Origin of the sequence: Shewanella nanhaiensis (assembly GCF_019457885.1) — a bacterium.
GTDB lineage: Bacteria > Pseudomonadota > Gammaproteobacteria > Enterobacterales > Shewanellaceae > Shewanella > Shewanella nanhaiensis.
In genome coordinates, this window is the sequence record NZ_JAHZST010000016.1 from 1 (window position 1) to 26,619 (window position 26,619).

Here is a 26,619-nt window from a genome sequence, read left to right on the forward strand (position 1 = left end):
GTCTGGAAACAATAGCATTGTGGTCCCACCTGATCCCATCTCGAACTCAGAAGTGAAACGCAATCGCGCCGATGGTAGTGTGGGGTCTCCCCATGTGAGAGTAGGTCATTTCCAGGCGCCTAATAAAGCAAAAAGCCCTAGCATAAAACGCTAGGGTTTTTTGCTTTCTACGCTCCGCGAAGGAGCTATTCTCGATGTCGCCCCGCCGCTGAGCGGGGCCTCCAGTTCAACGACTACGTCGCTTCTCGCTACAAAGTAGCTAAATGCTACGCATTCAAAGCACTACTTCTCCGCCCCCATGTGTTCGCTGCGCGAACTCCGAGAGTAGGTCATTTCCAGGCGCCTAATAAACGATAAGGCCCGTTGCATTAGCAACGGGCTTTTTTCGTTTTTAGCCTGGAAGCATGCCACATTTCCATGTGGAGTAGGGTGAAATAGGCGTTGTTGGCGAAGCGCAGCTTCGTGCCTATTGAACGTGGAGAGCTGGCTCGCAGCTGGGCCATTGGAAGGCGCCTTTGGTATGGCTAAGAAATCACTTTTTATTGGCTTATCCACTCAAGCACGTACTTGCAACACCTACCTCGCATGCAGGTAGATATGATGCTCCTGCCAAATCAACACTTCCACCATCCATGGCGGTCGCCACGCCGCTGAGCTTGGTCAGGAACTGCATCCATGCGTTTCTGACATTCGGAACATCCGTGTGCCTTGCCTCCAGTTAAGCGGCTGCACCGCTCTAAATGCTACGCATTCAAAGCACTACTTCTCCGCCCCCATGTGTTCGCTGCGCGAACTCCGAGAGTAGGTCATTTCCAGGCGCCTAATAACGAAAGAGTGACCACTCGAACATGGGGGAAATAGTTAACGCATGCGAAGCATGCCACATTTCTATGTGTACCCAGAGGGAGAGGGCATAATAAATAGTAGGGTTAGGCTGCTGCGCTTATCAAGCGTAGCTTGATGCTGTAGTTTAACGCGGAGGGCTTCGATAACTGCTCCTGCGTTATTCTAATTACCGCCATCCATGGCGGCATGCTCGAAGCTGGACATTGAAAGGCGCCTTTGTTACAGACTATAAAATGCCTACTCCCGACGTCGGTTGATAAATGCTCCTCGGCTCTAGCATCCTCGGTAACCGCTCCTGCGTTACCCTACCTCCTGAATCCATTCAGTCGTGCTTCGCTCTACCTCCTATATCCATATAGTCGTTCAATATCGATACATGATTGTCGCCCGCCGTTCAGCTTGGTCAGGCTGAGCATCTTTGCGTTACTGGCATTCACTACATCTGTCTTATTTAGAGCGGTATTGACTAGATAATAGAAAGCCTACTTATCTAAGTAGGCTTTCTGGTGAGTGATCTTAATTTAGATCATTCCATTGATAGTTCTTTGAGCTTTCTCGTTAAGGTATTTCGTCCCCAGCCGAGACGCTTGGCGGCTTCCTGCTTATGACCGTTGGTGTGGGCTAATGCAGTTTGTAGCAGAATACGTTCAAAAGCGGGTTGTACTTCGGTGAGAAGGTCATTCTCTCCAGCTGTGAGTCGCTCATCGATCCAAAGCTTCAATGACTCTTGCCAGTCTGCAGGCTCTCCTGTGGATAATGAGTTGGTCTGGCTCTGCTCCTGTAAAAGCTCTGGGGGGAGATCTTGAGGCAAAATCTCCTGTCCTGAGGCCATTACCATTAGCCACCGACAGGTGTTTTCTAGCTGTCTTACATTTCCTGGCCAAGGGAGTTGAGAGAGTTTCTCTGCCGTCTCCTTGGTGAGGGATTTAGGCTCTACGGCAATCTCTTTAGCAGCGGAGCTTAGGAAGTGACGCGCTAGCTGTGGAATATCTTCCCTGCGCTGTGAGAGCGCTGGTAAGTGGACGCGTATGACGTTTAACCTATGATAGAGATCTTCTCTGAACTCTCCCTTTTGGACCAGAAGCTCCAAGTCTTGGTGAGTTGCAGCTATGATTCTTACGTCCACTTGAACTGGCGAGTGACCGCCAACGCGATAAAACTGTCCGTCAGCTAATACACGCAGTAAACGGGTTTGCACATCGAGCGGCATATCACCAATCTCATCGAGGAAAAGTGTACCTCCATTAGCTTGTTCGAATCGTCCTTGTCTTACTCCTGCTGCCCCCGTAAATGCGCCTTTTTCATGGCCGAATAGCTCTGATTCAATAAGATCTTTGGGAATCGCTGCCATGTTAATCGCAATAAAAGGCTTCTCTTTACGTGGGCTGTGTTTGTGTAGGGCTCCAGCAACAAGCTCCTTACCTGTTCCTGATTGCCCGTTAATTAGTACGCTGATGGAGGAGCGTGAAAGGCGGCCAATGGCCCTGAACACTTCCTGCATCGCAGGCGCTTCACCTATGATCTCTGGCGCTTTTACCGTTAGCTCATCGTTTTGCTTTACAATCTGCTCATTTGAGTGGGTTAAAGCCCTCTCCACAAGTGCAACTGCTTCGTCAATATCGAATGGTTTGGGCAGATATTCAAATGCGCCTGCTTGATAAGCATTGACCGCACTATCGAGATCTGAGTGCGCAGTCATTATGATGACCGGTATATGAGGGTAGTGAACTTGAATTCGCTCAAGCAGTGTTAACCCATCTGTGCCTGGCATTCTAATATCTGAAATAATGACTTTAGGCTGACCATGCTCTAGTGCATCCCAAAGTGACTCGGCGGCAGCAAAGCTAGTGCTGCTGATCTCTGCCCCTTTTAATGCCCGCTCAACAACCCAGCGAATAGAGCTATCATCATCGAGTACCCATACCTGTTCATTCATACTCATCAATCCTTTAGGTCTATTACACAGTTCTTTAGTTTGCTGTGGATTAATTATTGTTTTCAATTGGTAGTAAAATGGTGAACTCTGTCCCAGCAGAGGTTGATTGGCAGTCGATTCTACCGCCATGCAATCTGGCAAAGTTGTGCGAGATCGATAAACCTAGCCCTGAGCCATTATCTCGTCCAGTGACCATAGGGTAGAAGAGGGTGTCTAATAGCTCAGGTTTTACCCCTGGGCCATTATCTATAATCGATAGCGCTAGCACTAACTTGTGCCTCTCGGTTCCTATTGTGACCTGATGCTGCGTACGTGTTTTAATGAGTATATTCCCACCGTCGCATTCCAAGGCTTGCACGGCATTTTGTACTATGTTGAGTATTGCCTGCTGCAGTTGCTCCGGATCCATCTGAATATCTGGTATAGATGGATCATAATCTTGCTCTAAATCTATATTCTCTGGGAGTGCCATAGAAACAAGTTTTAGCACTTTCTGAATAACTTCATGGATATTATGCAGACTATGTTTAGTTGGTTTTTGTGGTCCAAGTAAACGGTCAACTAAGTTTCGTAACCTATCGGCTTGCTCAATGATGAGATCGGTAAATTCATTGAGTTGAGGGTCGTGTAGCTCTCGGGATAGAAGCTGTGCCGCACCACGAAGACCGCCCAATGGGTTTTTAATTTCATGGGCTAGGTTTCGCACTAGATATTGTGCAGCCTGTTGCTGAGCATCAAGGGTTAGTTGCTGGTGAATACGTAGTTGTTGGTCGACCTGACGCAGTTCTAGTAGCGCAAGTCCTTGCTCCTGCTCTAAAGGTGAGAGGGTAATATCAACTGTATGGTGCTGATTATCAAATGTAATTAATGAAGCTGTATTAACCGTTAGACCCTGATTTTCCTTAATCGACTCTGTTAGTAGCTCATTACTGACACCAATAAGTCGAAAATTATCGGCAAGGAAATGTTCTGTTAAGCGATGAATCCCGACACCCAATAGCTGTTCTGCAGCCGCATTTGCGTAGCAGAGCTTTAGATCTGCATCGATCACAATCACAGCTGTGACCAGATTATTGAGCAGGTGTTTTGTATCCATCAGTATTCCTATTGGCCTAATTGCACCATTATGGTGCACCAAACTAGTGCAAGCTGCAACTATCTTTTATGGAAGCAATTTAGGTGAACTGACAGATTAACCTTATGTATTTTAGAGAGTTAATTAACTCCCTTTACCAAATGGTGTCGGTTTTTTGCTGTTATTCACTATTGCTCTGTGAAGATAGATCTTTCTTGGTGGTGACGATGCAAGTTGTTTGCCGTTTTGAGCTACGGCTTTGATAACGAAGGTGTGTTCACCACGAGGAATGTTCTTAAGGCTGAAGATAGGTGTTGTTTGAGCGGAACCCATAACTTTGTCATCCATGAGGATGACTAGAAGGTGATCGGGTTTTAAATCAGGTGAGATACTTGCCATTATTGTGACATCACCACTGTTCTCTCTTATTGTTTCCTCCTCTTTCGGAGATTGAATTCTGACGGAGTACTGTGTCGACGGAGCTAACTCTTCACTGTTTTCTGCGCTTTTGGAAACAGTTTGCATTGGGGGAGGCGTTATTTGATTTTGGGTATTACTTTTAAACTCAACCACTTCTGAGTTTTCAATTGGCTTATCTGAAAAGTGAGTTTTGCCATCTTTATCGACCCATTTATACACTGCTGCAGAGGATGCAAGCGTAAAAGCTAGCAGAAAAAAAGTTAAGAGTAAGCGCATAAAAAGTCCTTTGTAGCATGTTTGTAAACCTTTATAGATTAGCCGTTTTTAGATCAAAAATCATGGTAAAAGCTAACTAGTTTATTTACTAAAACAGACAATCTGGCTTATCGATATGTGTGAGGCTTAAAACTGAAATTAATGCATGTTAAATAAAACCAAGGACTAGCAGTTTTATATGACAGACTAACAATTGAGTTATACTCTTGATTTATAACTCATTCCTTTATGTTATAGCGCTTTTGTCGATTAAAATTTACACAGTTATAAACCATCAGGTTAAAGATGCTCAAGTGTGCTAACTAAGTACTTGATCCCTTGTGGTAAGTTCATTTTTGTAGAATATTTGTTCTAACTGTATCTATATATTTACGCACTTTTTTTATGCCAATTATTTGGCTGGTGGTAACAGTAAGTTACTGATAATTAGTTTGACTGCCTAACAAAGTTGCGCTTAATTAAATCCGGGTAAAGTGAATAATTAGTTATTCTCCTTACTTGTTTGACATGTAAATACACGGCTCCTGTTGACGTGTTTAGTTGTCGCGTTTTCACAGCGAGCTTCACACAATGTGAAGGTACACAATGAAAACAATAAATAAACAAAAACTCCCTTTAGCTGCAGCTTTTACCCTGAGCTTAGTTGCCGCTGCCGTTAATGCTCAAACCCAAAATACTGTTGATGAGAAGCAAGCACAGCGCTTTATTGTGCAGATGACCGATCGCAGTATTAATAGCTTACAGCAGGGCAAGTCTTCGCCGGCTGTGGTTACCCAAGCCAAAGTTGATTTGATGCAACAAACCGCAGCTGGTGTTAGTGCTGAAGTGGTTTTGTCGTTGCCACAAATCAATGCAATGGCGGTCATGCTAAATAGTGAGCAATACCAGGTGTTGTCTGCAGATCCGAATGTTGCGCTGGTTGAGGTCGACCCTAAGCGTTATCTGATGGCAGAATCATCACCTTATGGCATTGGTATGGTGCAAGCGAATTTAGTTTCGGATAGCCAAACTGCCAATCGAAAGGTGTGTATCACAGATACTGGCTATACCCGAGGCCATAGTGATTTGCCTAGTACAGGTGTCACTGGTGACGATGGTTATGGCAGTAATAATACGGGTAACTGGTACAGTGATGGTAATGGCCATGGTACCCATGTTGCGGGCACCATTGCGGCCATTGGTGGTAATAATCAAGGCGTAGTTGGCGTTAACCCGTCGGGATTAGTCGGCTTGCATATTGTTAAGGTGTTTGATGACAGTGGCAGTTGGGCTTATGGCTCTGACATGGTTGCAGCAATTAATCAATGTGTGGCGGCTGGTGCAGATGTGATCAGTATGAGCTTAGGTGGCGGTGCTGCATCATCTGCAGAGCGACAAGCGTTTGCCAATGCAACCAGTCAAGGTGTGTTAAGCATTGCTGCAGCGGGAAATGATGGCAACAGTACTATGTCATATCCGGCATCATATGATGAAGTAATGTCTGTGGCTGCGGTTGATAGCTCAGGTACAAAAGCGTCATTTTCGCAGTATAACTCACAGGTAGAAATTGCCGCGCCTGGTGTTGATGTCAACTCAACTTGGAATAATGGTGGCTATAAGTCCATTAGTGGTACTTCAATGGCGACGCCTCATGTTGCTGGGGTTGCAGCTTTGGTTTGGAGTCATTTCCCAAGCTGTACACCCGCTGAAATTCGTAGTGCATTAAACGCCACAGCTGAAGATCGTGGTAGTGCTGGCCGAGATACTTCTTACGGCTATGGCATTGTAAAAGCCAGAGCCGCTTATGATTACTTACTGACCAGCAGTTGTGGTGGCGGGGGAGATCAGCCACCAGTTGCCAACTTTAATGTAGCTGTGAATGGCAGTACGGTGAGCTTTAGTGATGCCTCTAGCGATGATAATGGTATAAGCAGTTACTATTGGGACTTAGGCGATCAAACCAGCTCTACTCAAGCAAGTCCTGTACACACTTACAGCAGTAATGGTGATTTCAGCGTGACACTGACCGTAACGGACACTGCTAATCAAACCAGCAGTAAATCAGCTATAGTGTCGATCGGCAGCGATGGCGGCAAAGGTTGCGATGGTTTGAACGCTTGGAATGCGAGCACTTCGTATGCCATCGGGGAGCTCGTCTCATATAGCAGTAGTAAATATGAAGCCACGTGGTGGTCAACGGGTGCACAACCTGACGTTTACTCAAATGTGTGGGCCAATCGTGGCGAGTGCAGTGGTGGCAGTAATCCGAATCAGCCTCCTGTGGCCAGCTTTAGCGCTTCAGCATCTGGTTTGACCGTAAGTTTTACTAGTCAGTCTACAGATGACAACGCTGTCTCTAGTCATGCTTGGCAGTTTGGTGATGGTAGCGTTTCTAACCAAACGAACCCTGCGCACACTTTTGGTGCAAGCGGTGATTACCAAGTGAGCCTAACAGTTGAAGATGAGCAAGGCTTGAGTCATACCCAAGTACAAACGGTTGCAGTAGCTGATGGTATGCAGGGTTGTAATGGTCTAGCTAACTGGTCGGCTTCAACTGTGTATAACACTGGCGATCAGGTGGCACATAACAATGTTAAATATACCGCTAACTGGTGGACAGAAAACCAAAGTCCAGCTGATAACTCTGGCCAATGGGCTGTGTGGAGCAATAACGGTAGTTGTAACTAAGTCGAAATGACTGAGTTGATATTAAAGTAGATCCTTCGCTTCTTTGCGTTGAAGTAAGCCCAAGCTAACGTCGCTAGCTTGGGCTTTTCTCATTGCAAAGCCATGCTATGGATTTGAAAAAGTAGAGATGGGATCAATTTACTACTTAAGCATACAACTAGAAGGGATCTCTGTGAGTTTTATATAGACATTGGATATCTCAATAATAGCGTCGTAATCTGCAGCAAAGCCATCGGAAAACGCTGGATGGCTGTTGCGATCTATTGGATGAATCTGGGCTTCGATATAGATAGCTTGGTAAGGAGCATTGCGAGTTTCACTCAAGGCTAGTGAAAGCTGGTTTAGCTCATCACTGGCTGGCGTTGATGTAACCCAATAGGTTAAATCTTCTCCGCAAGGTTGATAAGAGCTAACTTCATGACCCCAAACATATACCCCCTTATGTATCGGCTCATACACGTTGCTTTTATCCTTATCTGATGTTTGCTGGTGTTGGCTTACCTGACAACCAATAAGGGGGAGCGTTATTATTACAATGGCTAGTAAGCTTTTCATACGGCAGCTTCCTGATCTTTAGTCTCTTTCTGTGTAAATCGCTCAATAATCTGTGTTGCATTGAGATCATGTACCACATTGATCACGGTTGAGGGTGCGTCAGTAACAGCCCCTATAATCACTAAGATGGGTATCGTCTCTAGTGGGAGGCCAAGGGTTGTGACGATAAATATCTCTCCAAGAAATGCACCTCCTGGTACACCTCCAATAACAAATGCTGATAAAACGGAGATTAAAACAGTGATGGCGAAGACCTCATGGGTAAACTCTAGTCCTAATAATGAATAGATAAAGATAATCTTTAACGCTGTGATCATCGAAGCGCCACCTTTATTCAGGTTAACGAGCAGTGGCAAGCATATATCCGCTACTTCCTCTTTGATGCCCATTTTACCGGCAGCTCTTAAATTCACTGGTAAACTGGCCAGTGATGAGCTGGTTCCTAACGCTGTTGCGGCAGGTTCTATCGCATTACGCCAGAACTGACGGACCCCTTTTGCTCCGCCACCTAACCATGCATACAAGCTTGAGCCCAATGTCAGGTAGATAAAAGAAGCAATAAAAAATAGGCCTATGGTATGTGCAAACGTTGTGATTATCTCCGAGTCTTGACTGGCCATGGTGGAAGCGAAGTAGGCTCCAAGCCCAATGGGGGCTGCGTACATTAAGATAGATACTATTTTCATAATGACAGTGTTCAAACTATCAAGCATAGATGAGATGCGTTTGCCATCTTCGCCTGATTGACCGATAGCGATACCGGAGATCACTGACATGATGATTAAGGCAAGGATGTTTGACTTTGAGAGCAAACCAACAAAGTCATTAGTGGTTAACAAAGAGACGAAGTCCATGCTTCCCTGTCCAGCTTGGACCTCTTGAGTTAGATCCAGTGTCACCCCGTGTGCTGGATCAAATGCCATCGCTAATCCAAGCATACCAACAGCGGGAATGATAGACATGGCAATAGAGACAAGCATGACGGCCACTAAGATTACGCCCAGTCGCTTAAGATCTGTCATTCTGGCGATGGAGGAGGTAACACTAATAGCAACTAAGGGCACGATAATCATAAAGAGTAAATTTAGGAAAATCTGACCTATGGGTTTTAATTTTAATGCCACTTCGGGAAGAGTTAGGCCTAAAGCTCCACCAAGCATCAATGCTGAAAGTAATATGATTGATGTTTGATAAGCCCTAATGCTATGCCACATAATTTATCCGTTGTACCGTTTATTTTGGCGATGTGTTAACACGTTATAGTGGGTTATCTTAGGAGTCAAATTTGGCTTTTTTTTAACAGTTTTAGCCTGAATGGCGTTGTTCATTTTTATGAGTGAGGTGGGCTAGATAAGTAAGTAAAGCTGTCTTGATATGTTCTGGTTCGAGCGGTTTGGATATATAGTCATTCATGCCGATCGCTAGGCACTTTTCTTTGTCACCAACCATAGCGTTTGCTGTCATTGCTATGATGGGGATGTTTTTGTAATGCTCGCCCGCTTCACCATCACGAATTTTGGCTGTGGTTTGGTAACCGTCCAGCTTAGGCATCTGACAGTCCATGAAAATCAGATGGTAGGGATTATCTTGACTAGAGTTAGACAAAAACTCCAATGCTTGAATACCGTCGTTGGCTATCTCAATTTCTAGGCCAAACTCCTTGATGATCCCCTCGGCAACAAGCTGGTTGACCATATTATCTTCGGCCAAAAGTAGCCTAGGCAGAGTCGGGGTGAAGTGGCTTGTTAAGAGCCAATTATCACTATCGTCTGTTTCAGGTTCATGGGAGGGAGAAAGTTGAGCTTGAGTACATCTGTTGAGTAGGGATACAAGTCGAACTTGTGAAATTGGTTTAGTGAAAGAGCCACAGATCTGCTTCTGCAGATAGTGGTGAATAATCGGCGCATCTATTGAGTTATAACTGAGTAAGGTTGTAATGTCAGACAGTAATGGTTCACTATTTAGCTTCTCTATCTCTTTTTTGATAGCTTTTTCGCCAGCAGGTAGGCTTAGAACAATTAGTTGGGGCTGAGAGTTAGTTAACTTACTTAAATCAGTAGATTTTTCACTTTCTGTTATGATTAGTCTCTCAACATCTGCATTAAACTCTCTGAAAATCTTTTCCAATATATTATCTGCAAACGATTTTTTGCTGAGCAACAAGATGGGAAACTTATTAAGATCCAGTGTAGAGCTATCTTGGCTCATTGAGTTGGAGTCTGGTAATTTGATCTCAAGCTCTACCACGAAATTACTGCCTATATCCTCTTTGCTAGTAACAGAGATATCCCCGTTCATCAGGTGACTAAGGTGCCTTGCGATAGAGAGTCCTAGGCCTGTTCCACCGTAGTGTCGAGTAGTTGAACTGTCTGCTTGGCTAAAGGCTTGAAATATGTTTTCTAGCTTCTCTTTCCTCATTCCTATGCCGGTATCTTGGATTGAAAAAGTAAGCCAATGATTGCTATCTCTAGTTATCAGTTTCCCAGTTACAATAATGCTGCCCTGTTGGGTAAACTTTATGGCATTCCCTATTAGGTTGGTTAAAACTTGGGTGATCCGCCCTGGATCTCCGATAATATTTGCGGGTTTTATTTGAATTATGTCTAGTGTTAATTCAAGGTTTTTTTCCTGTGCTCGTATGGCTAATGGTTGTATTAGCTCATCTAAAGTTTGATGCAGATTAAATTCGATAGACTCAAGGTTAAGCTTCCCTGATTCAATTTTAGAGAAGTCCAAAATATCATTGATGAGTGTCAGTAGAGACTTAGCGCTACCTTGTGCCATCCCTAAGTGGTGTTGCTGATTTTGATCTAACTCTGTTCTGCTTAGTAGGCTAAGCATACCTAGTATGCCATTCATCGGTGTTCGGATCTCATGGCTCATACAAGCAAGAAATTCAGATTTTGCTCTTGCTGTGGCCTCTGCCTCTTCACGGGCTTCATCCAGAGCCCAGTTATTAAATTCGAGGTCTTGCGCATATTTTTCAATCTTCTTTTCATTGTTCCTTGTTTGAGTTTGCTCTTCTATGCAGATAAAAAAACCACTGATTTTGCCATCCATGTCTATATCTGGCACTTGAGTGATATGAAAAGAGAGCTCTTCTGTATTTAAGTGTTGAAATTCAGCATCAAAGGTTAAGGATTCCCCTTTGAGCGTTTGAGCTATGAAGGGGGCCATGAGTTTAAAAAGTTTAGTGGGGATGATCTCTTCGCAGGTATGATCTAGCACCTTATTGGCTTCAAAACCTAGCCAGTTCAGGCTATGACGGTTAATAAATTGAATTTTTTGTTGAGTGTCGATATAGATCAAGTGTACAGGGAGCATTCGTGTCATGTTTTGAATGTGACGGTGGGATTTTTCCAGCTCCTTTTTCTGCATTAGCTGGGTATGAACAGAGAGATTATAGCTATTAGCAAGTATACCAAACTCATCCTTTGTAGAGATTTTCAGGGGTTTAGGACTGATATTACGCCCCGCTTGATGCTTAAGTTGGGCTGTTATCTGAGACAGTGGGGTGAGTACCACCACTTTATGTATCCATAGGTTAATAAGTAGAAGTGAACTAAAAGCACAAATAACAATAAGTAGATAGTTATTACGGTTTTGGTTAATGCCTGCTTCCAGTATGGTTTTGTCATATTTGAAGTAGATGATGTAGGGTCTTAGACGGTTTACTTCAGGATCGATTAGGTGAAACTGAACCGCATGATGCAAATTATTGCCGATAAATTCACCTGACTGCTGGTCATGAACCCTTGCGGGGTGCATCAACAGTTCCATAATAGGAGAGGGAAAGACCTCTTGCGCTAATCTCCCATTATATTGCGCTAAACTGTCGGCATTAATTCTCATATCCGATGATTTGATCACTGAGAGGCGATCAATGTTTTTATTTGTTGTTAAGACCCCCACAATGCGGATCATATTGGAGAGATGGGAGTTGGTTTCTAATGCGAGTTTTAATGTATCTGTGATTTGAGTCAGCTCAACGCTAGCTTGCTTTTTCACTCTCTCTTGTGTTTCTTGAAAAAAATATACGGCCAGAATCCCACAGAGTAATATTCCTATAAGCAGAGTGCTTAGATTGAGCTTTAATGCGATGCTCCTTGTTATATGGGGTTGACTTTCTGTACCAGAAGATGGGTTTTCCATCTTAAATCCCAGTATAGAAAAGTGTTTCTACATGATCACATGAACTGTCAAATGCACCGACTTTATTGAGCGTATCGCAAACTGATTGAGCAAGTTTAGTGAGTTTTTTATTCTCTTTTAATAATTTCTCTTGATCTACATTATTTAATAAATAGATGTCGGCAAGGGCTTGGCTGAATTCATCAACTGATATCTGCTCTCGTTCAGCCATCAGTTCAATTGCATCATCGGGGTGTTGCTCTAGGTAGTCATAGGCCAACTGCCAAGCTTGCTGAAGTTTAAAGACTAGATCTGGATTTGCTTTTATCACTTTCTGTGAAAATGACACTGTATCTAATATCTCGTTTGGGATCTCAGATGTGGTAAATACCTTGTGGTTCTTTTGGCTGGTGCTGTTTAAAATTTCAAAGGAGTAGGGAGGATAGGTGACCATGGCATCTATTTGGTTACTATTTAAAGCTTGTAGAGCATTTCCCTGCTCCATATTGACTATCTCCACATCATCTAGAGACATATCGTATACCGCAAGTGCTCTGGCTAATATATAGATCCCCAGAGAACTGACTTCACAACCTACTTTTCGTCCCTCGAGTTGCTTTAATGTTTTAAAGTCTTCATGGCTTACAATGAGATCTCCTCCATTAGAGTAATCTGCAAGCAGTACAATTTTTAAGGGGTCGCCACCAAATTCCTGAGCCTGAACTGCTTCGACTATGGTGCTGGCAAAACCATCGACTCGGCCACTGATATAGGCTCGCTGGGCATCGGAGAGTGTTGCTGTCTGAGAGAGCTTAATATCCAGCCCAACTTGTTTGAAAAAGCCTTTGTTCTCGGCGAGGTAAAGTAGCTCGTATCCTGGCCAAGGGTTGATGGCGATAGTGATTGTTTTTGTTACTGGTTGAGGACTGCAAGCAACAAGTAGAAGAGAGATGAACAGACTGGCTGTGAATCGTAGCATGGAAGCATTCTTAGTAAGTTGAATCTAGTTATTAGGTTAGTAGACAGAAGACTTAATCGCCAACGAGAGGGGTGAAATGATTGAAAAGAGGTGAGCGTTTTTGATAAGGAAATGAGAAAGCAAAAAGCCCTAATAAATTAGGGCTTTTAGAAGATACCGCTTAGGAGTTATAAGCTGTAGTAAAGCTCGAACTCAACAGGGTGAGTTGTTTGGTTGATACGTTCAACATCAGCAGACTTAAGTGCGATATATGAATCGATAAAGTCATTACTGAACACATCACCGCGTGTTAGGAACTCACGATCAGCATCTAGACACTCAAGTGCATTTTCAAGTGATGTCGCAACTGTTGGGATCTCAGCAGCTTCTTCAGCTGGTAGGTCATACAGATCTTTATCCATCGCTTCACCTGGGTGGATCTTGTTCTGGATACCGTCAAGGCCTGCCATCAACATTGCTGAGAAAGCTAGGTATGGGTTAGCCATTGGGTCACCGAAACGAAGTTCGATACGACGAGCCTTAGCACTTGGTACCACTGGGATACGGATAGAAGCAGAGCGGTTAGCAGCAGAGTATGCAAGCATTACAGGTGCTTCAAAGTGCGGGATAAGACGCTTGTAAGAGTTAGTTGATGGGTTAGCAAATGCGTTAATAGCACGAGCATGCTTGATAATACCACCAATGTAGAAAAGTGCTGTTTCACTTAATCCGCCATACTTGTCACCAGCAAAGATGTTAACGCCATCTTTTGCAAGAGATTGGTGAACGTGCATACCACTACCGTTGTCACCAACGATTGGCTTAGGCATAAATGTCGCTGTCTTGTTGTAAGCGTGAGCAACATTATGGATAACATACTTAAGCACCTGAACTTCATCGGCTTTAAGCGTTAGCGTGTTAAAGCGAGTTGCGATCTCATTTTGACCAGCAGTTGCCACTTCATGGTGATGCGCTTCAACCACTTGGCCCATCTCTTCAAGTACAAGACACATCGCACTACGGATATCTTGTGAAGAGTCAACAGGAGCTACTGGGAAGTAACCGCCTTTAACACCTGGACGGTGACCCTTGTTACCGTCTTCGTAGCTAGTGCCTGAGTTCCATGCCGCTTCTTCAGCGTCAACCTTGTAGAAGCAACCAGACATATCAGAGCTGAACTTTACATCATCAAATAGGAAAAACTCTGGCTCAGGACCAATTAATACTGTGTCAGCAATACCAGTAGAACGTAGGTAATCTTCAGCTTTCTTAGCAATTGAGCGTGGATCACGGTTGTAACCTGTCATTGTGCCTGGGTTAAGGATGTCACAACGGATATTCGCTGTTGTCTCTGCAGTGAAAGGATCGAGTACAAAGCTTTCAGGGTCTGGCATTAACACCATGTCTGATTCGTTGATGCCTTTCCAACCTGAGATTGAAGAACCATCGAACATCTTACCGTCTTCAAAAAAATCAGCGTCCACTTGGTGGCTAGGGATTGAAACGTGTTGCTCTTTACCTATCGTATCGGTAAAACGCAAATCAACAAACTTAACTTCCAATTCTTCTATTTGTTGTAAAACTAATTCAGCTGACATTCTGAGTCTCCGAGTAGAGTAAAGGGATATCCCTTTTATTTTTAATTTAATTAGCGCTTATCGCGATTCTGACAATCAATAAGCCAGAGTCGTGCCATATTTATAACTAACTGATTATAGTGGTAACTCTTGAAACTTGTATTTTAGGTAGGAGATGTTTTGCACCGAATTGGTGCGTTGATTGCTCGATAATGGTGCGCTCACCATCCTGGTGCGGATGAAATAAAACTGACTATTCATAGCTGACTAAAAAATAATCCTGTGCGAGAGCCCTCGGCTAGAGTAGAATGGCACGTTTTTTATTGCAACAGCTATTAATTGAGCTGTTACAAATACCCCCTATATTTTGATGGTAAGAGGTTTATCTGTGTTAGAGAATTTACGTAACATCGCCATTATTGCACACGTTGACCATGGTAAAACTACCCTAGTTGATAAGTTGCTGGCGCAGTCCGGAACCCTTGAGACTCGAGGAGAGGCCACTGAGCGGGTGATGGATTCGAACGATCTTGAAAAGGAGCGTGGGATCACGATTCTGGCAAAGAATACTGCCATCAAGTGGAACGACTACCGCATCAACATCGTGGATACTCCTGGTCACGCCGATTTCGGTGGTGAAGTTGAGCGTGTTCTTTCTATGGTTGATTCAGTACTGCTTCTTGTTGACGCGGTTGATGGCCCAATGCCACAGACTCGCTTTGTAACTAAGAAAGCATTTGCTCAAGGCCTTAAGCCTATCGTTGTTATCAACAAGATTGACCGTCCAGGTGCTCGCCCTGACTGGGTTATCGATCAAGTATTCGATCTGTTTGATAATTTAGGCGCGACTGATGAGCAGCTAGATTTCCCAATCGTTTATGCTTCAGCGTTAAACGGTTTTGCTTCTCTTGATCCAGAAACTACAGAGGGTGATATGACTCCTCTGTTTGAAACGATCGTTGAGAAAGTTTCATCTCCTGATGCTGATGCAGAAGGTGATTTCCAGATGCAAATTTCGCAGCTGGACTACAACTCATACGTAGGTGTTATCGGTGTTGGTCGTATCAAGCGCGGTAGCGTTAAGACTAACCAGCAAGTGACTATCATTGATGCTGAAGGTAACAAGCGTAACGGTAAAATGGGCCAAGTATTAGGTTACATGGGTCTAGAGCGTCACGAAGTTACTGAGGCAAATGCTGGTGACATCGTTGCGATTACTGGTCTTGGTCAGTTAAAGATTTCTGACACTGTTTGTGCAACGACAACTGTTGAAGCGCTACCTCCATTGTCTGTTGATGAACCAACACTAACAATGACTTTCCAGGTAAATACCTCTCCATTCGCAGGTAAAGAAGGTAAGTACGTGACTTCACGTAACATCCTTGAGCGTCTAGAGCAGGAGCTTGTTCACAACGTAGCACTACGTGTTGAAGAGACTGACAGCCCAGATCGTTTCCGCGTATCAGGCCGTGGTGAGCTTCACCTATCTATTCTGATTGAAAACATGCGTCGTGAAGGTTACGAGTTAGCCGTTTCTCGTCCAGAAGTTATCATGAAAGAGATTGATGGCGAGATGTGTGAGCCATTCGAAACACTAACTGTTGATGTTCAAGAGGAACATCAAGGTACAGTGATCGAGAAGCTTGGTACTCGTAAGGGTGACATGAAAGATATGCAGCTAGATGGTAAGGGTCGTGTACGTATCGACTTCGTTATCCCTAGCCGTGGTCTAATCGGTTTCCAAACTGAATTCATGACAGCGACTTCAGGTACTGGTCTTATCTACCACTCATTTGACCACTATGGTCCAGTGAAAGGCGGCGATATCGGTCAACGTGCACGTGGTGTACTGATCTCTAACGCTACTGGTAAAGCACTAACCTTCGCACTATTCGGTCTACAAGAGCGTGGTCGTCTATTCATTACTCACGCTGCTGAAGTATATGAAGGTCAAGTGGTTGGTCTACATGCACGTGCAAACGATCTAACAGTTAACTGTTTGAAAGGTAAGCAGCTAACTAACATGCGTGCATCTGGTACCGATGAAGCACAGGTACTAACTCCACATATCGAAATGACACTTGAGCAAGCGCTTGAGTTTATCGATGATGATGAGCTAGTAGAAGTAACGCCACAGAACATCCGTGTTCGTAAGCGTTTCTTGACTGAAAACGAGCGTAAGCGTCATAACCGCAAGTAATCGTTTCGCTTCAGCTCCATGAGCTAAGTATTTGAAGGCCCTGAACATGAAGATGTTCAGGGCCTTTTTATTTTGTGGCTCAAATCTCAGTGTAATAGGTCACAGCTTGATTACGTTGAGGAATACTAATTTAGCGTAAGAGGTATAATCTCTGAAAATCTTGGATGGTTGTTAACTGACAGCCATCAAGTACCTCCATTTTTACTCGTTAACAGAATTTAAAGGTTGTGACCATGAAGCGGATCCTATCCATTCAATCCCATGTGGTATTTGGCTGTGCCGGCAACAGTAGCGCAGTATTTCCTATGCGTCGTCTCGGCATGGAAGTGTGGCCGATCAATACGGTGCAGTTCTCTAACCACACTCAATACGCACAAGGATGGAAAGGCATGGTTATGCCGTCAGGGCAGATCACCGAATTAGTGCAGGGCTTAGATAACATTGGTGAGCTGAAAACCTGTGATGCCATCTTAAGTGGTTATCTGGGAAGTGCAGAGCAAGGTGGTGAAATCGTTGCTGCAGTGAAACAGCTAAAGGCAGTCAATCCCCAGGCGATCTATTTTTGCGATCCTGTTATGGGGCACCCAGAGAAGGGCTGTATCGTCGCACCTGGTGTGCAGGAGTTTCTTAAAACCCAAGCCTTGGCCGCTGCCGATATTATCGCGCCTAATTTATTGGAGTTAGAAACCCTGACTGACAGCAGCTTGCAGACACTTGATGAGGTCATTCAGGCTTGTGAAAGCCTGCTCAAAACAGGTGTTGAGATGATACTGGTGAAACACCTTGCTAAGGCTGCAACCAATCAAGAGCAGTTTGAGATGTTGCTGGTGGACAAGAGTGGCAGCTACTTAGTTTCTCGTCCCCTGTATGAGTTTGATAAGCAACCTGTCGGTGTCGGCGACCTTATCAGTGGCTTAATGTTAGCTAACCTGCAAGCTGGCTACAGCCCTGTTCAAGCGTTTGAGCGCACTAATGCCTCTGTGGATGCTGTATTACTGGAAACCTTCAATCAAGGTGCCTATGAGTTGCAATTGATACGTGCGCAGAGTGCAATTGCATCACCAGTGATTAAAGAGCGTGCTCAACAGGTTAATTGAACTTAGTTTAGAGTAAAGTTTTACTTAGCCCCTTTGACGATAGGTATTTGTCGGGTAACAAGTTGTAAGTAACCTAAAGCATTGCGGGCTAACGATTCAAACTGTTAGCCCACATACGTCCATACGTCGATAGTGCGTTCATCTCCCCCCTTTCGTATCGGCTAATTCAAGCACTACTCGGCTTTACATTGGGTATGGGTGAGGGGGGCACTGCGATGGTTATCGGTATCAGTGACAAAACATGTCTCAGCGCTCATCCACAGTTGCACCGTTTGCGGTAACTCGAAATTACGCCCCATAATCAATTGGCCGTTTGGAGCTTTATGAGGTGAACGCTCAAGCGACAAACGGCTACTGCGAGTAAACGCATCATCGGCAATGGTGACCCGCTCTATCTTGAGTAAACTTGCGATAGCCGCTTCTAACTCCGCGATACTTTCTGGGCTAGGATCACTGACCAATGCGGGTAACGGTGCGGGTTGCTGACTATCGTCGGCTTGTAGGCTACACCCCATTAAGAGTAATGGGGTGAGGCTTAGTAGCGTCTTTACGAGATTTGATCTCTTCATGATCACTATTTTACCTGAGTTAAGATACGGTTATTGAGCAATACATTTTGCATTCGGGTGTCTTGCAGCATAAAGCCTTGGTCAATAAATTGCGGCTTAGGCGCGCTTTTAGCCATTGCTGCACTGACAGCTGGGCAGCGATTATTGTCGCGATAAAACAGTGCTGCCGATAGCATGGCTTCATTAACATCACCTAAAGGCTTGGAGAAATCATCGCCAATGTCACAGCCTGAGATCTCGCTGGCTAAAGTAGGGCTGGTGCTAGGAATAAATCCATCAGAGTAGTCGCCAAACCCTTTATCGTTCTCCCCTTTAAATTGAATGGTGAAGTAGGTGGTGCCGCAGTTGGGAGTTGGGTAAAAACCATAGGGCTTACCACATGTTGTGTCACCGATTTGAATGACCTCAATATCAATTCCGCGCAAACCGTTCATTAGGGCTTCACTGGCTGAGCAGGTGTTACCCGTGGTCAGCACATAGAGACGATTTAAGTTGAGTGATGGTAGTGCTTGCCCTGCACCAAGTAAGTCAGTGTTAAAACCGATACTCTCATCAATAAAAGGCATTGGTGCTAATGTTTCGCCAGTAACTGGGTTAGTGCTTGGGTATTTATTGTTAAAGGTGCTGCGTTCAAAAATACGATTTTGGGTGGCCTGCTCACCTGCAATCATATAGCCTAACTGGCTGGCAAGAGCGAGTAGCCCACCACCGTTATAACGCAGATCGAGTACAAGGTCGTTCACGTTATTGCTGCGAAGGCTAGTTATTGCATCGACGAGACCACGCTCTGCTGTCGCGATGTGTGAATTAAATTGGATGTAGCCCACGGTGCCATTATTCGTTGGAATAAGGTTAACGTTTTGCACGGGTGTTGACACCACTGTCTGCGCGCCTAGGGTAACATCACGAGTTTGGCTGGCACCGAGGTCGAGCAGTGTAAAGCGAGTTTGTTGTCCGTTGCTTTCAGGGAAAAGTCCTTGGTTGAGCTGGTTAATACTTGCACTGTCATTGGCATCTTTAACACTGACACCATTGATACTGACTATGACTGCACCGCGTTCAATATCGGCAGAGCTCGCCGGGGAGTTAGGCTCTGTATAGGTGACGGTGATTTTTCTATCTACACTGGCACTAGCTTGCTGTAGATGAAAGTTCAGCCCGTAACTGACTGAAGCGCCAGATTGATTAAGCTGCTCCCACTCAGCCGTAGACATTGAGGAGTGGAATCTATCTTTCACATTACCCGTCTCAGAAAGCCCAGTGGTTTTTAGAATGTCAAAGTACTCGCCAACACTGAAAGGTGCTGGGTCATTATCTGGGATCTCGCTGTACCAAAGGTAGGTATCATTGCTCCACGAACGAAGCCATAGTTTCTCGTTCAAGGCTGAGCCTGTGTTATTGGCCACACATTGATTCGCAAGGTTTGGGTAAGGGGGAAACTCTCCCTCGACCCAAGTTAGCGTATTACCACCAGAGCCCGAACCAATAGAGCCACCGCCTGTATTACCTGAATTGGTTTCATCGACTAACCCGCCTCCACTGCAACCCGCTAGAAGCAGGCTTGAAACGATAACAGTACTTAACACACTCGTGGAGAGTAACTTCATAAATAATCCTTTATTATTAGACTCTTAATTTGTAGATGAAAATCATAACTAGACAATACTGAACATTAACATAACTATAACCCTGTAGGTTATCAATACTCTAGCTACCACTAAATTCTTTTCGAACAGAGGCTGTGAAAGTATAGATTTTGGTATTTGGTTGGTTTCCTAAATACGATACCTAAACTAATGTTTATTGCCTGCAGCATGCCTTATGTGTAAATACTTCTGCGGGACGCTGTGAAGCCATCCTTGGCCGCTCTGCGGTTTCATCCTTGAAACCGAAGCCCGCAGCCGCATTCACACCTGATTTTTTATCTCTTCGATTTAGGTTCTGTATGACAAAGTCTCTTGGAAATTAAGATACGACAGAATTGCTTGATGAACACAGGGTTAGAGCGATTATTCTAAGCCATAAATGGACAATAATTGGTTAGTGCAAAGGGTCTAAAGTTAAATCGTAGCATTAGGAAATGTATGGTAATCAAAACAGTTCACATTGACCCTATGACCCCATATATCTTTTCCCAACTTCCAGTGAAAACTTATCAAGCCATTTTTTAGCACCATTAGTGTCAAATGTTTTGGTGCCATACCCAATAGATAAAACGTCGTCTGGCAAGAACTCATCAAACTTCTCGATCTGCTTTTCTAACACCGATTCGGCTAGCATTGTTTCATTAGGCAATTGGGCTTGGGCTAGTGTTTGCAATGTTGCTTTAACACCTTCAAGGGATGATTTTTCTATCTCAATAACTCCAGCATAGGCGCCAGCTTCATAGTCTTTCCTAATAAGAAGAGCTACGATCGTATTTACTATTTTGTCTCCCAACCATGTGAATATGTAGGTTGTATTACCAACCTGTAGCAATGACCTGTTCGCTAGCCCAGCTGTATTAAAAAAACCAATACTTTCATGGAATAGCTCTTTAGCAGGAGTATCTGCAAAATCTACTTTTTGGTCGCCGACTGATATCCTGTAATCGCCTTCTTTAAGCATGCGATACATTTCTTGGCGCACGACGTCATGAATTGACATCCCGCCACCACCGAACTTTGGCGGCTTCCCACCTTTGGCGAACTCTACGTAGATAACTTTTTTGTCGGCATCGACATCTTTTACTCTCCAGCGTTTTCCTGCAAAAATAATGTGCTGGCCAACTAACACAAGTGAATCAACAGGCAGTGTTCCAATTGTATTTACGCCACTAATAACCCTGAACTCTTTTGGAGTTTTGAATACCGCATAAAATGAATAATGATTTGTTATGCGCTCACCTAATAGCCCTAAAACAATCTCACCGCTACCTAACTGTGTTATTAGTTCTGTTTTCCCCATATGACTCAGAAGAGCTTTAAAGTTCTCAACTCCAGCGTTCTGAAAAGGGCCTTCCTTACAAAGTAATTTAAACAACTGCTCCGCTCTAATACCACCCCATTGTGCAATGACTGCAAGTGTCTGATGCAGAAGTGCTGAAAAATGGTAAAGGGACGTATCAGCTGGCTCATACCATTTATTGCTAATTAATAATCTGATCATTGCGAGGGATTGAACTAACTCCAATCGGAGTTTATCGATAACACTCGAATCTTTTGTTAACTCATCTTCAGCGATCAGCATTCGAAGTATAGATGGACCCCCACGCCGCCCTGAACGTCCCATTCGTTGCCTTAAACTAGAAATGGAATGAGGAGCTGTTACCTGAACAACCGAATTTACTTTTCCGATATCGATACCCAATTCTAGTGTCATTGTACAAACAGCTGTCGTAGGTAATTGCTCTTTTTGAAGTCGCTTTTCCAAGCTCTCTCTAAGCTCCTTCGAGAGTGAACCATGATGAGGGAAAAACTCATTAGGTACGATTTTTTGATCACAAAAATCACTTAATGTTGCGGCTATACTTTCAGTTCGCTTTCGACTGTTTGCAAAGACTAAATGATTACCTCCACGGCAAAATTTGAACAAATCTTGGCATATTTGGTATTCCGCATCTACAGGAGCTTTATCATCTACACCTGCCGAGTTTACATAACCTTTAACTTGAATCTTAAATGTCGATGTTGAGTTCGAATCTTTAATTATTTTGCACGGTAAGGATTGGTTTGGCCTAAGTGACAATGGTACCTTTTCCAATTCTCCGAGGGTTGCACTCAATGCCGTTCTGGGAATGGGTGACTTTAGTCTCCCCAGAAGATGCTCCAAACGATGAAGCAGGGAAAGTAAGTGATGTCCACGTTCAGTACCAAGGAAGGCATGGAATTCGTCAATAACAATATATTTTAAATTAGAAAATGCAGACTTCACCCACCCAGCATCACGAATAAGCAATGACTCAAGTGATTCAGGGGTAATCAATACAATACCAGCTGGTGAACGCTTTAATTTATTCTTCCGACTTTGTAGGCTATCACCGTGCCACGGGGTGACAGGCATATCCAGTAAATCCGAAAGACTCTCTAAACGTCTTTCCTGATCATTTATTAAGGCTTTTAGTGGACTGATATATAGAATACCGATCCCTTCTTTTTGATCTGCAATGGCACTAATTGCTGGTAAAAAAAAAGCTTCAGTCTTACCAGCTGCAGTTGAAGCACTGATTAGAACATCAATTTCAGCAGATAGTATCGGCCCTATAGACAAGCACTGTATTTCTCTTAAGTTTGCCCAGCCTTGCTTAAAGATCCATTGCTGGACCCTCATGTCTAACTTTTTATACTCGTCGATCATAGTTTAAAGTCAGCAAGTCCATCTTCGCTCTCTTCGACCTCAAGTTCGACATCTGAAGGTTTTTCTTCTTCAATAGAGACCGATGAAATCAAACTGTCCCATACAATAGATGGATTTTGATCAACTACCGCAAGCATATCTAAGAATGCTTTTATCGTATTACGAGGTGTCCTGAAATAAGCGTCCCCAATTGTCTGACTACAGTGGTGAAGAAATGATTTAAGCGCCTCATCGGGCACAAGGTACTGCGATTGGTCACCTGAAGCATAAACGTGCCGCAAATTTTTCAAAAGAATATAAAGTTCTTCTGGTGTAAGGCTAGCCAGGTGCAGTGCTGGTGAGGAGTAGTCGATTACACCAGCTTGCTTAGCAAAAGTATTTCCTGCAAGACGTGACTGAAGTGCGTCATAGCTATATAACCCCTTTCGAGGGTCTAATAAAAACTCCGGCGTACCACCTAGTAGAAAACCAAGGTGCTCCGCTGATCCCTGTAAACAATCATTAAGCATTCTTAGAATTTGCTCATAATTAGACGTTCTTGCTTGAGTGCTATGTAGCTTGTACAAATTAACCAATTCATCGAGGTTAACAATCAAGCCTTGGTATCCAGCTTGCCGAACAAATAGACTTAACAGTTTCAGAGAGTCGTAAAAGGATGCATCCGTAATTATGCTTCTGACACCTAAGTCTTTACGAGCATCTGTCTTCGTTGAATACTCAGCCCTAAGCCACTTGATCGCATGACTTTTTAAGTCATCATTATCTTGCTCATGCCCTAGCCAATAAGCTTCGATAACTTTGGCAAAGTCGTATCCGCCAACTAACTCTGATAAAGACGAAAGGCGCTCATGAATAACTGCGGTTATTTCTTTGTTTGATGCATCAGCTTCTTTTCTCGCTTCAGTAATAAATTTTTCAACGACACTTGTTAGAGCATTACCGTCAGACTTATTCCGTGTCGACATGTTACGCATTAACTCAGAGTAAAGGTTACGAGCTTGACCTGATGAAGCATGAATGCGGCGATCAGGTGATAGATCAGCATTGACGGTTACCAATTTTTTCTCAAGAGCGATTGATCTTACAACACTTAAGAAAAATGTTTTTCCCGAACCATACTCTCCAATAATGAGTCTAAAAGCAGAACCACCATCTGAAACACGCTCAATATCCTGAATGAGCGCTTTTAGTTCTTTTACTCTGCCCACTTGAATGTGTTGAATTCCTACTTTTGGTGTCACTCCTGATTTTAAAGACTGGATAATTGCATCTCTTTCTTTAGACCGTATTTTTTTCGCAATCATCATTTATCCTTTTAACTCTTCAACAATTTCAAGATCAACATAAATATCACCATCATCATCTAATACAGGTGCATCTACTTTTTCATAAGCCCAGTCATTAATGGTTTCTATCGCACCATCTACCATGAGGCTAAGCTTGCTACAAAATTCATGAACTTCATTGCGTGACCATGTTTCTTTACTTAGCAATGTGTCGTACAGCTCTTTATGGGCATCGTCCAATCCATCCGACTCTGTTTGTACTAGACTAACAATCTCTATTTCAGGTTCATCATCAACTGCAAAAATATTTTCTAACATTGTCTTGGCGTCACTTGTTTCACTCTCGTGCATAGCCAAAATGCCTTCATCCAATTTAAATGTATTGGCGCTAGTATCCGTACTTTCCGAACTAGTAAAAGTACGGCTATTCGAGGAAGTTAAATTATGGATATCACTAGTAACAAGAGACCTATCCAACCCAAGTGAGGTGTAGAGTTTTTCGATTTGTTTTATTTCAGATGAATCTACCTTCCCATCAACTAGCGCGATGGAAATCATGAACTTCTTTAGAAACTCAACTTCATTAGTTCTAAGCTTTTCAATTCTTGCTTTCAATCCTGCTGTATTTACTGGGCTATTTAGCCTCCATATCAAGTAAGCTTTGAGTGAGTTTTTTTCTGACGGGCTCAACTTTTCATCTTGATCCACCAGTCTTTGCAGTGCAAACTTTTCTTCTTGATCAACGTAACCATCGATTGTTGCGACCATTGCACCAAGTCTCATGGCAAGACTAACTTGATTAAACGCTATGCTAGGTTCAAAGAACTCTCCATGGGCAGGTGTGAACAGTACAATATTGCCATCAACTGTAACCTTTGCTTGATGAAAGCGTTGATCAGGGGCTATTCCTATATTAGCTTTGTTAGCCAGGTTGGTTAGTAGTTCATTTTCTTTTTTATTTATAGCCTTAGGAAAGGGCATCCCTGTGTGAGACCAAAATTCTTTAACCGTCGTAAGCCCGCCTTGCTTTTCTATGACTTGTTCTGCCCATTTTTCAAACTCTCTAATGATGGGGGAATTTGACTCATTAACCAACTCTTTAGGCAATAGCATTAACGCTGCAATATCATTTTTAGAAGTCTCGACCTTACCTAAATATCGACTGTAACTTGCCAACTCCTCAGTACAACTTTCTGCAATGGGAATGAGCTTATTAATAGGCCCTTTCAAAATACTTGGATCAGGTAGTTCTTCCATAGCCAAATCTACCCCATGAATCCCGTTACTTGCGGGATTGTATGAAAGACGTAGCTTTGTTTTATTAGGCTTAACAGGTATGCCTTCACCAAACTTTTGTTTAAAGCGGATTTCAAAAAGTTGTTTAAATTCCTCTTCGCATCTTCTTGCTGGCATCTTGAGAGAATATTCGATCGTATTTTTCAACCAAGCTAAAGCTAGTTCAGCTCCCACTGATTGCTCTTTTACAACAGTTTCAGCAAGTTTAATTTTGAATGAAAAAGCATTAGTCGTCTCAGGTATTTCGTCTACCTTAGATGCAAGCAATAAAGGTCTGAGCAGAGTCATCAATTCTAGTAAATGAGATGAATATCGATTAAATGAACGATTGGCACTAAATACTTTATTTAAGCGTATAACTTCGTTAAAGATAGCTATGAATTCAGAGTCAGAGACATCTGAGGTAGTATTGCTTTCTATAACTCTTCGTTCAAAGCCGTAAAAATATATGAAAACATATCCAATTGGGATATTGGGATTTGAACGTTCTGAAGCTAACCAATCGAGATACGCTCCTTTGCAACCTTCGGAGAGTGTTGCATAACTAGGCCAGTACCCTAATGATTCATCAGTATGAATTTCGGTACTCCTATCTAAAGGTGGTTTAGATACAGATCTTGTTTCATCGACTAACGAAGGTTCTACCTCATATCCACTCAGAGATTTCATCACTCCACCAAAGTAGAAAAGACCTCTATCGAGTTTTCGACCATTAATTGTTAGCTGCTCACTATCTCCTATCCATCGACCTTTTTGCTTATTCGATGATTTTTCTGATTCATAACCATAGCTTGTCTGGATGGTGAATGTAGCAAATTCATCATCTGCACTGTCGTATGACGAAATAGATGATGTATTAGCGCTAGATGAAGCATAGGTACTAGCTCTATGTTCTGATATTTGAGACTGTGTATTTCTAGTTTTTGGGTCTTTTATTGTATTGGATCTCGAGTTCCCTGATATCCATCGATACAAAATATAGAGAACAATAGCTCCTATAAAATATTCCATTATTTGTCCTTATGTGTAGAAGGGAGGATTTTATGAAAGAAGAATCTTACATAATTTTAACTAGTTATCGGTTCAGCTAGCAGTTGAACCGCAAGAATATACCCTTAGTGAAATATATGGCAAACACTTCAAGTGAAAAATGTAGGGGCAATAGGAGATAATTGAAAACAAGCGATTAGTTTGGGTTAACAGAGTATATATAAAAAAGTGAGCAAAAAGCGCTTATATATATTTATTGAAACGGTCCCCTCACTATTCGATCATCATAAAACACCTCTGGGTTTATATGAAAAGATGGTACAGGCATAGCTACCTATTTGAACTGAAATATCTCTTGTTCAGATTAGCTTTTCTATAGAAAAAATTTCTCGGCCTATTTTCCTT

The 26,619-nt window shown here is 43.2% G+C and carries 16 protein-coding genes and 1 rRNA gene; 4 read left to right on the forward strand and 13 right to left on the reverse strand.

What is annotated here, in order from left to right:
* Window position 1 precedes the first annotated feature (1 nt).
* Window positions 2-117: ribosomal RNA gene (rrf, locus tag K0625_RS18560) — 5S ribosomal RNA — on the forward strand.
* Window positions 118-1,372: 1,255 nt separating this feature from the next.
* Here the strand turns inward: rrf and glnG are convergent.
* From glnG to K0625_RS18575, 3 genes are all read right to left on the reverse strand, one after another.
* The gene (glnG, locus tag K0625_RS18565) at window positions 1,373-2,788 is read right to left on the reverse strand and encodes a nitrogen regulation protein NR(I) (RefSeq protein WP_220111053.1); all 1,416 of its coding nucleotides are present in this window, start codon (window positions 2,786-2,788) and stop codon (window positions 1,373-1,375) included.
* A gap of 43 nt (window positions 2,789-2,831) precedes the next feature.
* Window positions 2,832-3,878 (reverse strand): nitrogen regulation protein NR(II), encoded by a 1,047-nt coding sequence (gene glnL, locus K0625_RS18570; RefSeq protein ID WP_220111054.1) that lies wholly within the window; start codon window positions 3,876-3,878, stop codon window positions 2,832-2,834.
* A gap of 123 nt (window positions 3,879-4,001) precedes the next feature.
* Window positions 4,002-4,553, reverse strand: coding sequence for a DUF4124 domain-containing protein (locus K0625_RS18575; protein WP_220111055.1), 552 nt, complete (start codon window positions 4,551-4,553; stop codon window positions 4,002-4,004).
* A gap of 585 nt (window positions 4,554-5,138) precedes the next feature.
* On the opposite strand from K0625_RS18575, the gene K0625_RS24800 reads away from it, so the two are divergent.
* Window positions 5,139-7,220, forward strand: coding sequence for a S8 family serine peptidase (locus K0625_RS24800; protein ID WP_220111056.1), 2,082 nt, complete (start codon window positions 5,139-5,141; stop codon window positions 7,218-7,220).
* A 141-nt stretch (window positions 7,221-7,361) separates the two neighbouring features.
* Here K0625_RS24800 and K0625_RS18585 read toward each other — a convergent pair whose 3' ends face one another.
* The 5 genes from K0625_RS18585 to glnA form a co-directional block, all read right to left on the reverse strand.
* The gene (locus K0625_RS18585) at window positions 7,362-7,775 is read right to left on the reverse strand and encodes a hypothetical protein (RefSeq protein WP_220111057.1); all 414 of its coding nucleotides are present in this window, start codon (window positions 7,773-7,775) and stop codon (window positions 7,362-7,364) included.
* A complete protein-coding gene (locus K0625_RS18590) occupies window positions 7,772-8,989 on the reverse strand; it encodes a dicarboxylate/amino acid:cation symporter (protein WP_220111058.1) in 1,218 nt (405 codons plus the stop codon). Before K0625_RS18590 ends, K0625_RS18585 begins: the two co-directional genes overlap by 4 nt.
* Before the next feature lie 91 nt (window positions 8,990-9,080).
* Window positions 9,081-11,927: an ATP-binding protein gene (locus K0625_RS18595; protein ID WP_220111059.1), complete on the reverse strand. Its 2,847-nt coding sequence runs from the start codon at window positions 11,925-11,927 to the stop codon at window positions 9,081-9,083.
* Between the two features lies 1 nt (window position 11,928).
* Window positions 11,929-12,885, reverse strand: coding sequence for an ABC transporter substrate-binding protein (locus K0625_RS18600; RefSeq protein WP_220111060.1), 957 nt, complete (start codon window positions 12,883-12,885; stop codon window positions 11,929-11,931).
* 167 nt (window positions 12,886-13,052) lie between these two features.
* Window positions 13,053-14,462: a glutamate--ammonia ligase gene (gene glnA / locus K0625_RS18605; protein ID WP_012327217.1), complete on the reverse strand. Its 1,410-nt coding sequence runs from the start codon at window positions 14,460-14,462 to the stop codon at window positions 13,053-13,055.
* A gap of 367 nt (window positions 14,463-14,829) precedes the next feature.
* Here glnA and typA point away from each other — a divergent pair, with 367 nt between their 5' ends.
* Both typA and pdxY read left to right on the forward strand, forming a co-directional pair.
* Window positions 14,830-16,641, forward strand: a complete 1,812-nt coding sequence (gene typA, locus K0625_RS18610) for a translational GTPase TypA (protein ID WP_220111061.1) — start codon at window positions 14,830-14,832, stop codon at window positions 16,639-16,641.
* Between the two features lie 233 nt (window positions 16,642-16,874).
* Window positions 16,875-17,738 (forward strand): pyridoxal kinase PdxY, encoded by an 864-nt coding sequence (pdxY, locus tag K0625_RS18615; protein ID WP_220111062.1) that lies wholly within the window; start codon window positions 16,875-16,877, stop codon window positions 17,736-17,738.
* 173 nt (window positions 17,739-17,911) lie between these two features.
* Here pdxY and K0625_RS18620 read toward each other — a convergent pair whose 3' ends face one another.
* The 5 genes from K0625_RS18620 to K0625_RS18640 all read right to left on the reverse strand — a co-directional run bounded on the left by K0625_RS18620 (window position 17,912) and on the right by K0625_RS18640 (window position 26,235).
* Window positions 17,912-18,307, reverse strand: a complete 396-nt coding sequence (locus K0625_RS18620; RefSeq protein ID WP_220111063.1) for a hypothetical protein — start codon at window positions 18,305-18,307, stop codon at window positions 17,912-17,914.
* Window positions 18,308-18,312: 5 nt separating this feature from the next.
* Window positions 18,313-19,914, reverse strand: coding sequence for a S41 family peptidase (locus K0625_RS18625; RefSeq protein WP_220111064.1), 1,602 nt, complete (start codon window positions 19,912-19,914; stop codon window positions 18,313-18,315).
* A 505-nt stretch (window positions 19,915-20,419) separates the two neighbouring features.
* Window positions 20,420-22,642: a DEAD/DEAH box helicase gene (locus K0625_RS18630; protein ID WP_220111065.1), complete on the reverse strand. Its 2,223-nt coding sequence runs from the start codon at window positions 22,640-22,642 to the stop codon at window positions 20,420-20,422.
* Window positions 22,639-23,949 (reverse strand): ATP-binding protein, encoded by a 1,311-nt coding sequence (locus K0625_RS18635; protein WP_232847170.1) that lies wholly within the window; start codon window positions 23,947-23,949, stop codon window positions 22,639-22,641. Before K0625_RS18635 ends, K0625_RS18630 begins: the two co-directional genes overlap by 4 nt.
* Complete coding sequence (locus tag K0625_RS18640; protein WP_220111066.1) at window positions 23,950-26,235, reverse strand: tellurite resistance TerB family protein; 2,286 nt, start codon at window positions 26,233-26,235, stop codon at window positions 23,950-23,952.
* Between the last annotated feature and the right edge of the window lie 384 nt (window positions 26,236-26,619).

What these genes read in the sequence shown, in the direction of transcription:
- K0625_RS18635 (WP_232847170.1), bottom strand. Translation starts at nt 23,949, where the DNA reads ATGATGATTGCGAAAAAAATACGGTCTAAAGAAAGAGATGCAATTATC.
- K0625_RS18630 (WP_220111065.1), bottom strand. Translation starts at nt 22,642, where the DNA reads ATGATCGACGAGTATAAAAAGTTAGACATGAGGGTCCAGCAATGGATC.
- K0625_RS18590 (WP_220111058.1), bottom strand. Translation starts at nt 8,989, where the DNA reads ATGTGGCATAGCATTAGGGCTTATCAAACATCAATCATATTACTTTCA.
- glnG (WP_220111053.1), bottom strand. Translation starts at nt 2,788, where the DNA reads ATGAGTATGAATGAACAGGTATGGGTACTCGATGATGATAGCTCTATT.
- K0625_RS18575 (WP_220111055.1), bottom strand. Translation starts at nt 4,553, where the DNA reads ATGCGCTTACTCTTAACTTTTTTTCTGCTAGCTTTTACGCTTGCATCC.
- K0625_RS18595 (WP_220111059.1), bottom strand. Translation starts at nt 11,927, where the DNA reads ATGGAAAACCCATCTTCTGGTACAGAAAGTCAACCCCATATAACAAGG.
- glnL (WP_220111054.1), bottom strand. Translation starts at nt 3,878, where the DNA reads ATGGATACAAAACACCTGCTCAATAATCTGGTCACAGCTGTGATTGTG.
- K0625_RS18585 (WP_220111057.1), bottom strand. Translation starts at nt 7,775, where the DNA reads ATGAAAAGCTTACTAGCCATTGTAATAATAACGCTCCCCCTTATTGGT.
- pdxY (WP_220111062.1), top strand. Translation starts at nt 16,875, where the DNA reads ATGAAGCGGATCCTATCCATTCAATCCCATGTGGTATTTGGCTGTGCC.
- K0625_RS18625 (WP_220111064.1), bottom strand. Translation starts at nt 19,914, where the DNA reads ATGAAGTTACTCTCCACGAGTGTGTTAAGTACTGTTATCGTTTCAAGC.
- K0625_RS24800 (WP_220111056.1), top strand. Translation starts at nt 5,139, where the DNA reads ATGAAAACAATAAATAAACAAAAACTCCCTTTAGCTGCAGCTTTTACC.
- K0625_RS18600 (WP_220111060.1), bottom strand. Translation starts at nt 12,885, where the DNA reads ATGCTACGATTCACAGCCAGTCTGTTCATCTCTCTTCTACTTGTTGCT.
- glnA (WP_012327217.1), bottom strand. Translation starts at nt 14,462, where the DNA reads ATGTCAGCTGAATTAGTTTTACAACAAATAGAAGAATTGGAAGTTAAG.
- K0625_RS18640 (WP_220111066.1), bottom strand. Translation starts at nt 26,235, where the DNA reads ATGGAATATTTTATAGGAGCTATTGTTCTCTATATTTTGTATCGATGG.
- K0625_RS18620 (WP_220111063.1), bottom strand. Translation starts at nt 18,307, where the DNA reads ATGAAGAGATCAAATCTCGTAAAGACGCTACTAAGCCTCACCCCATTA.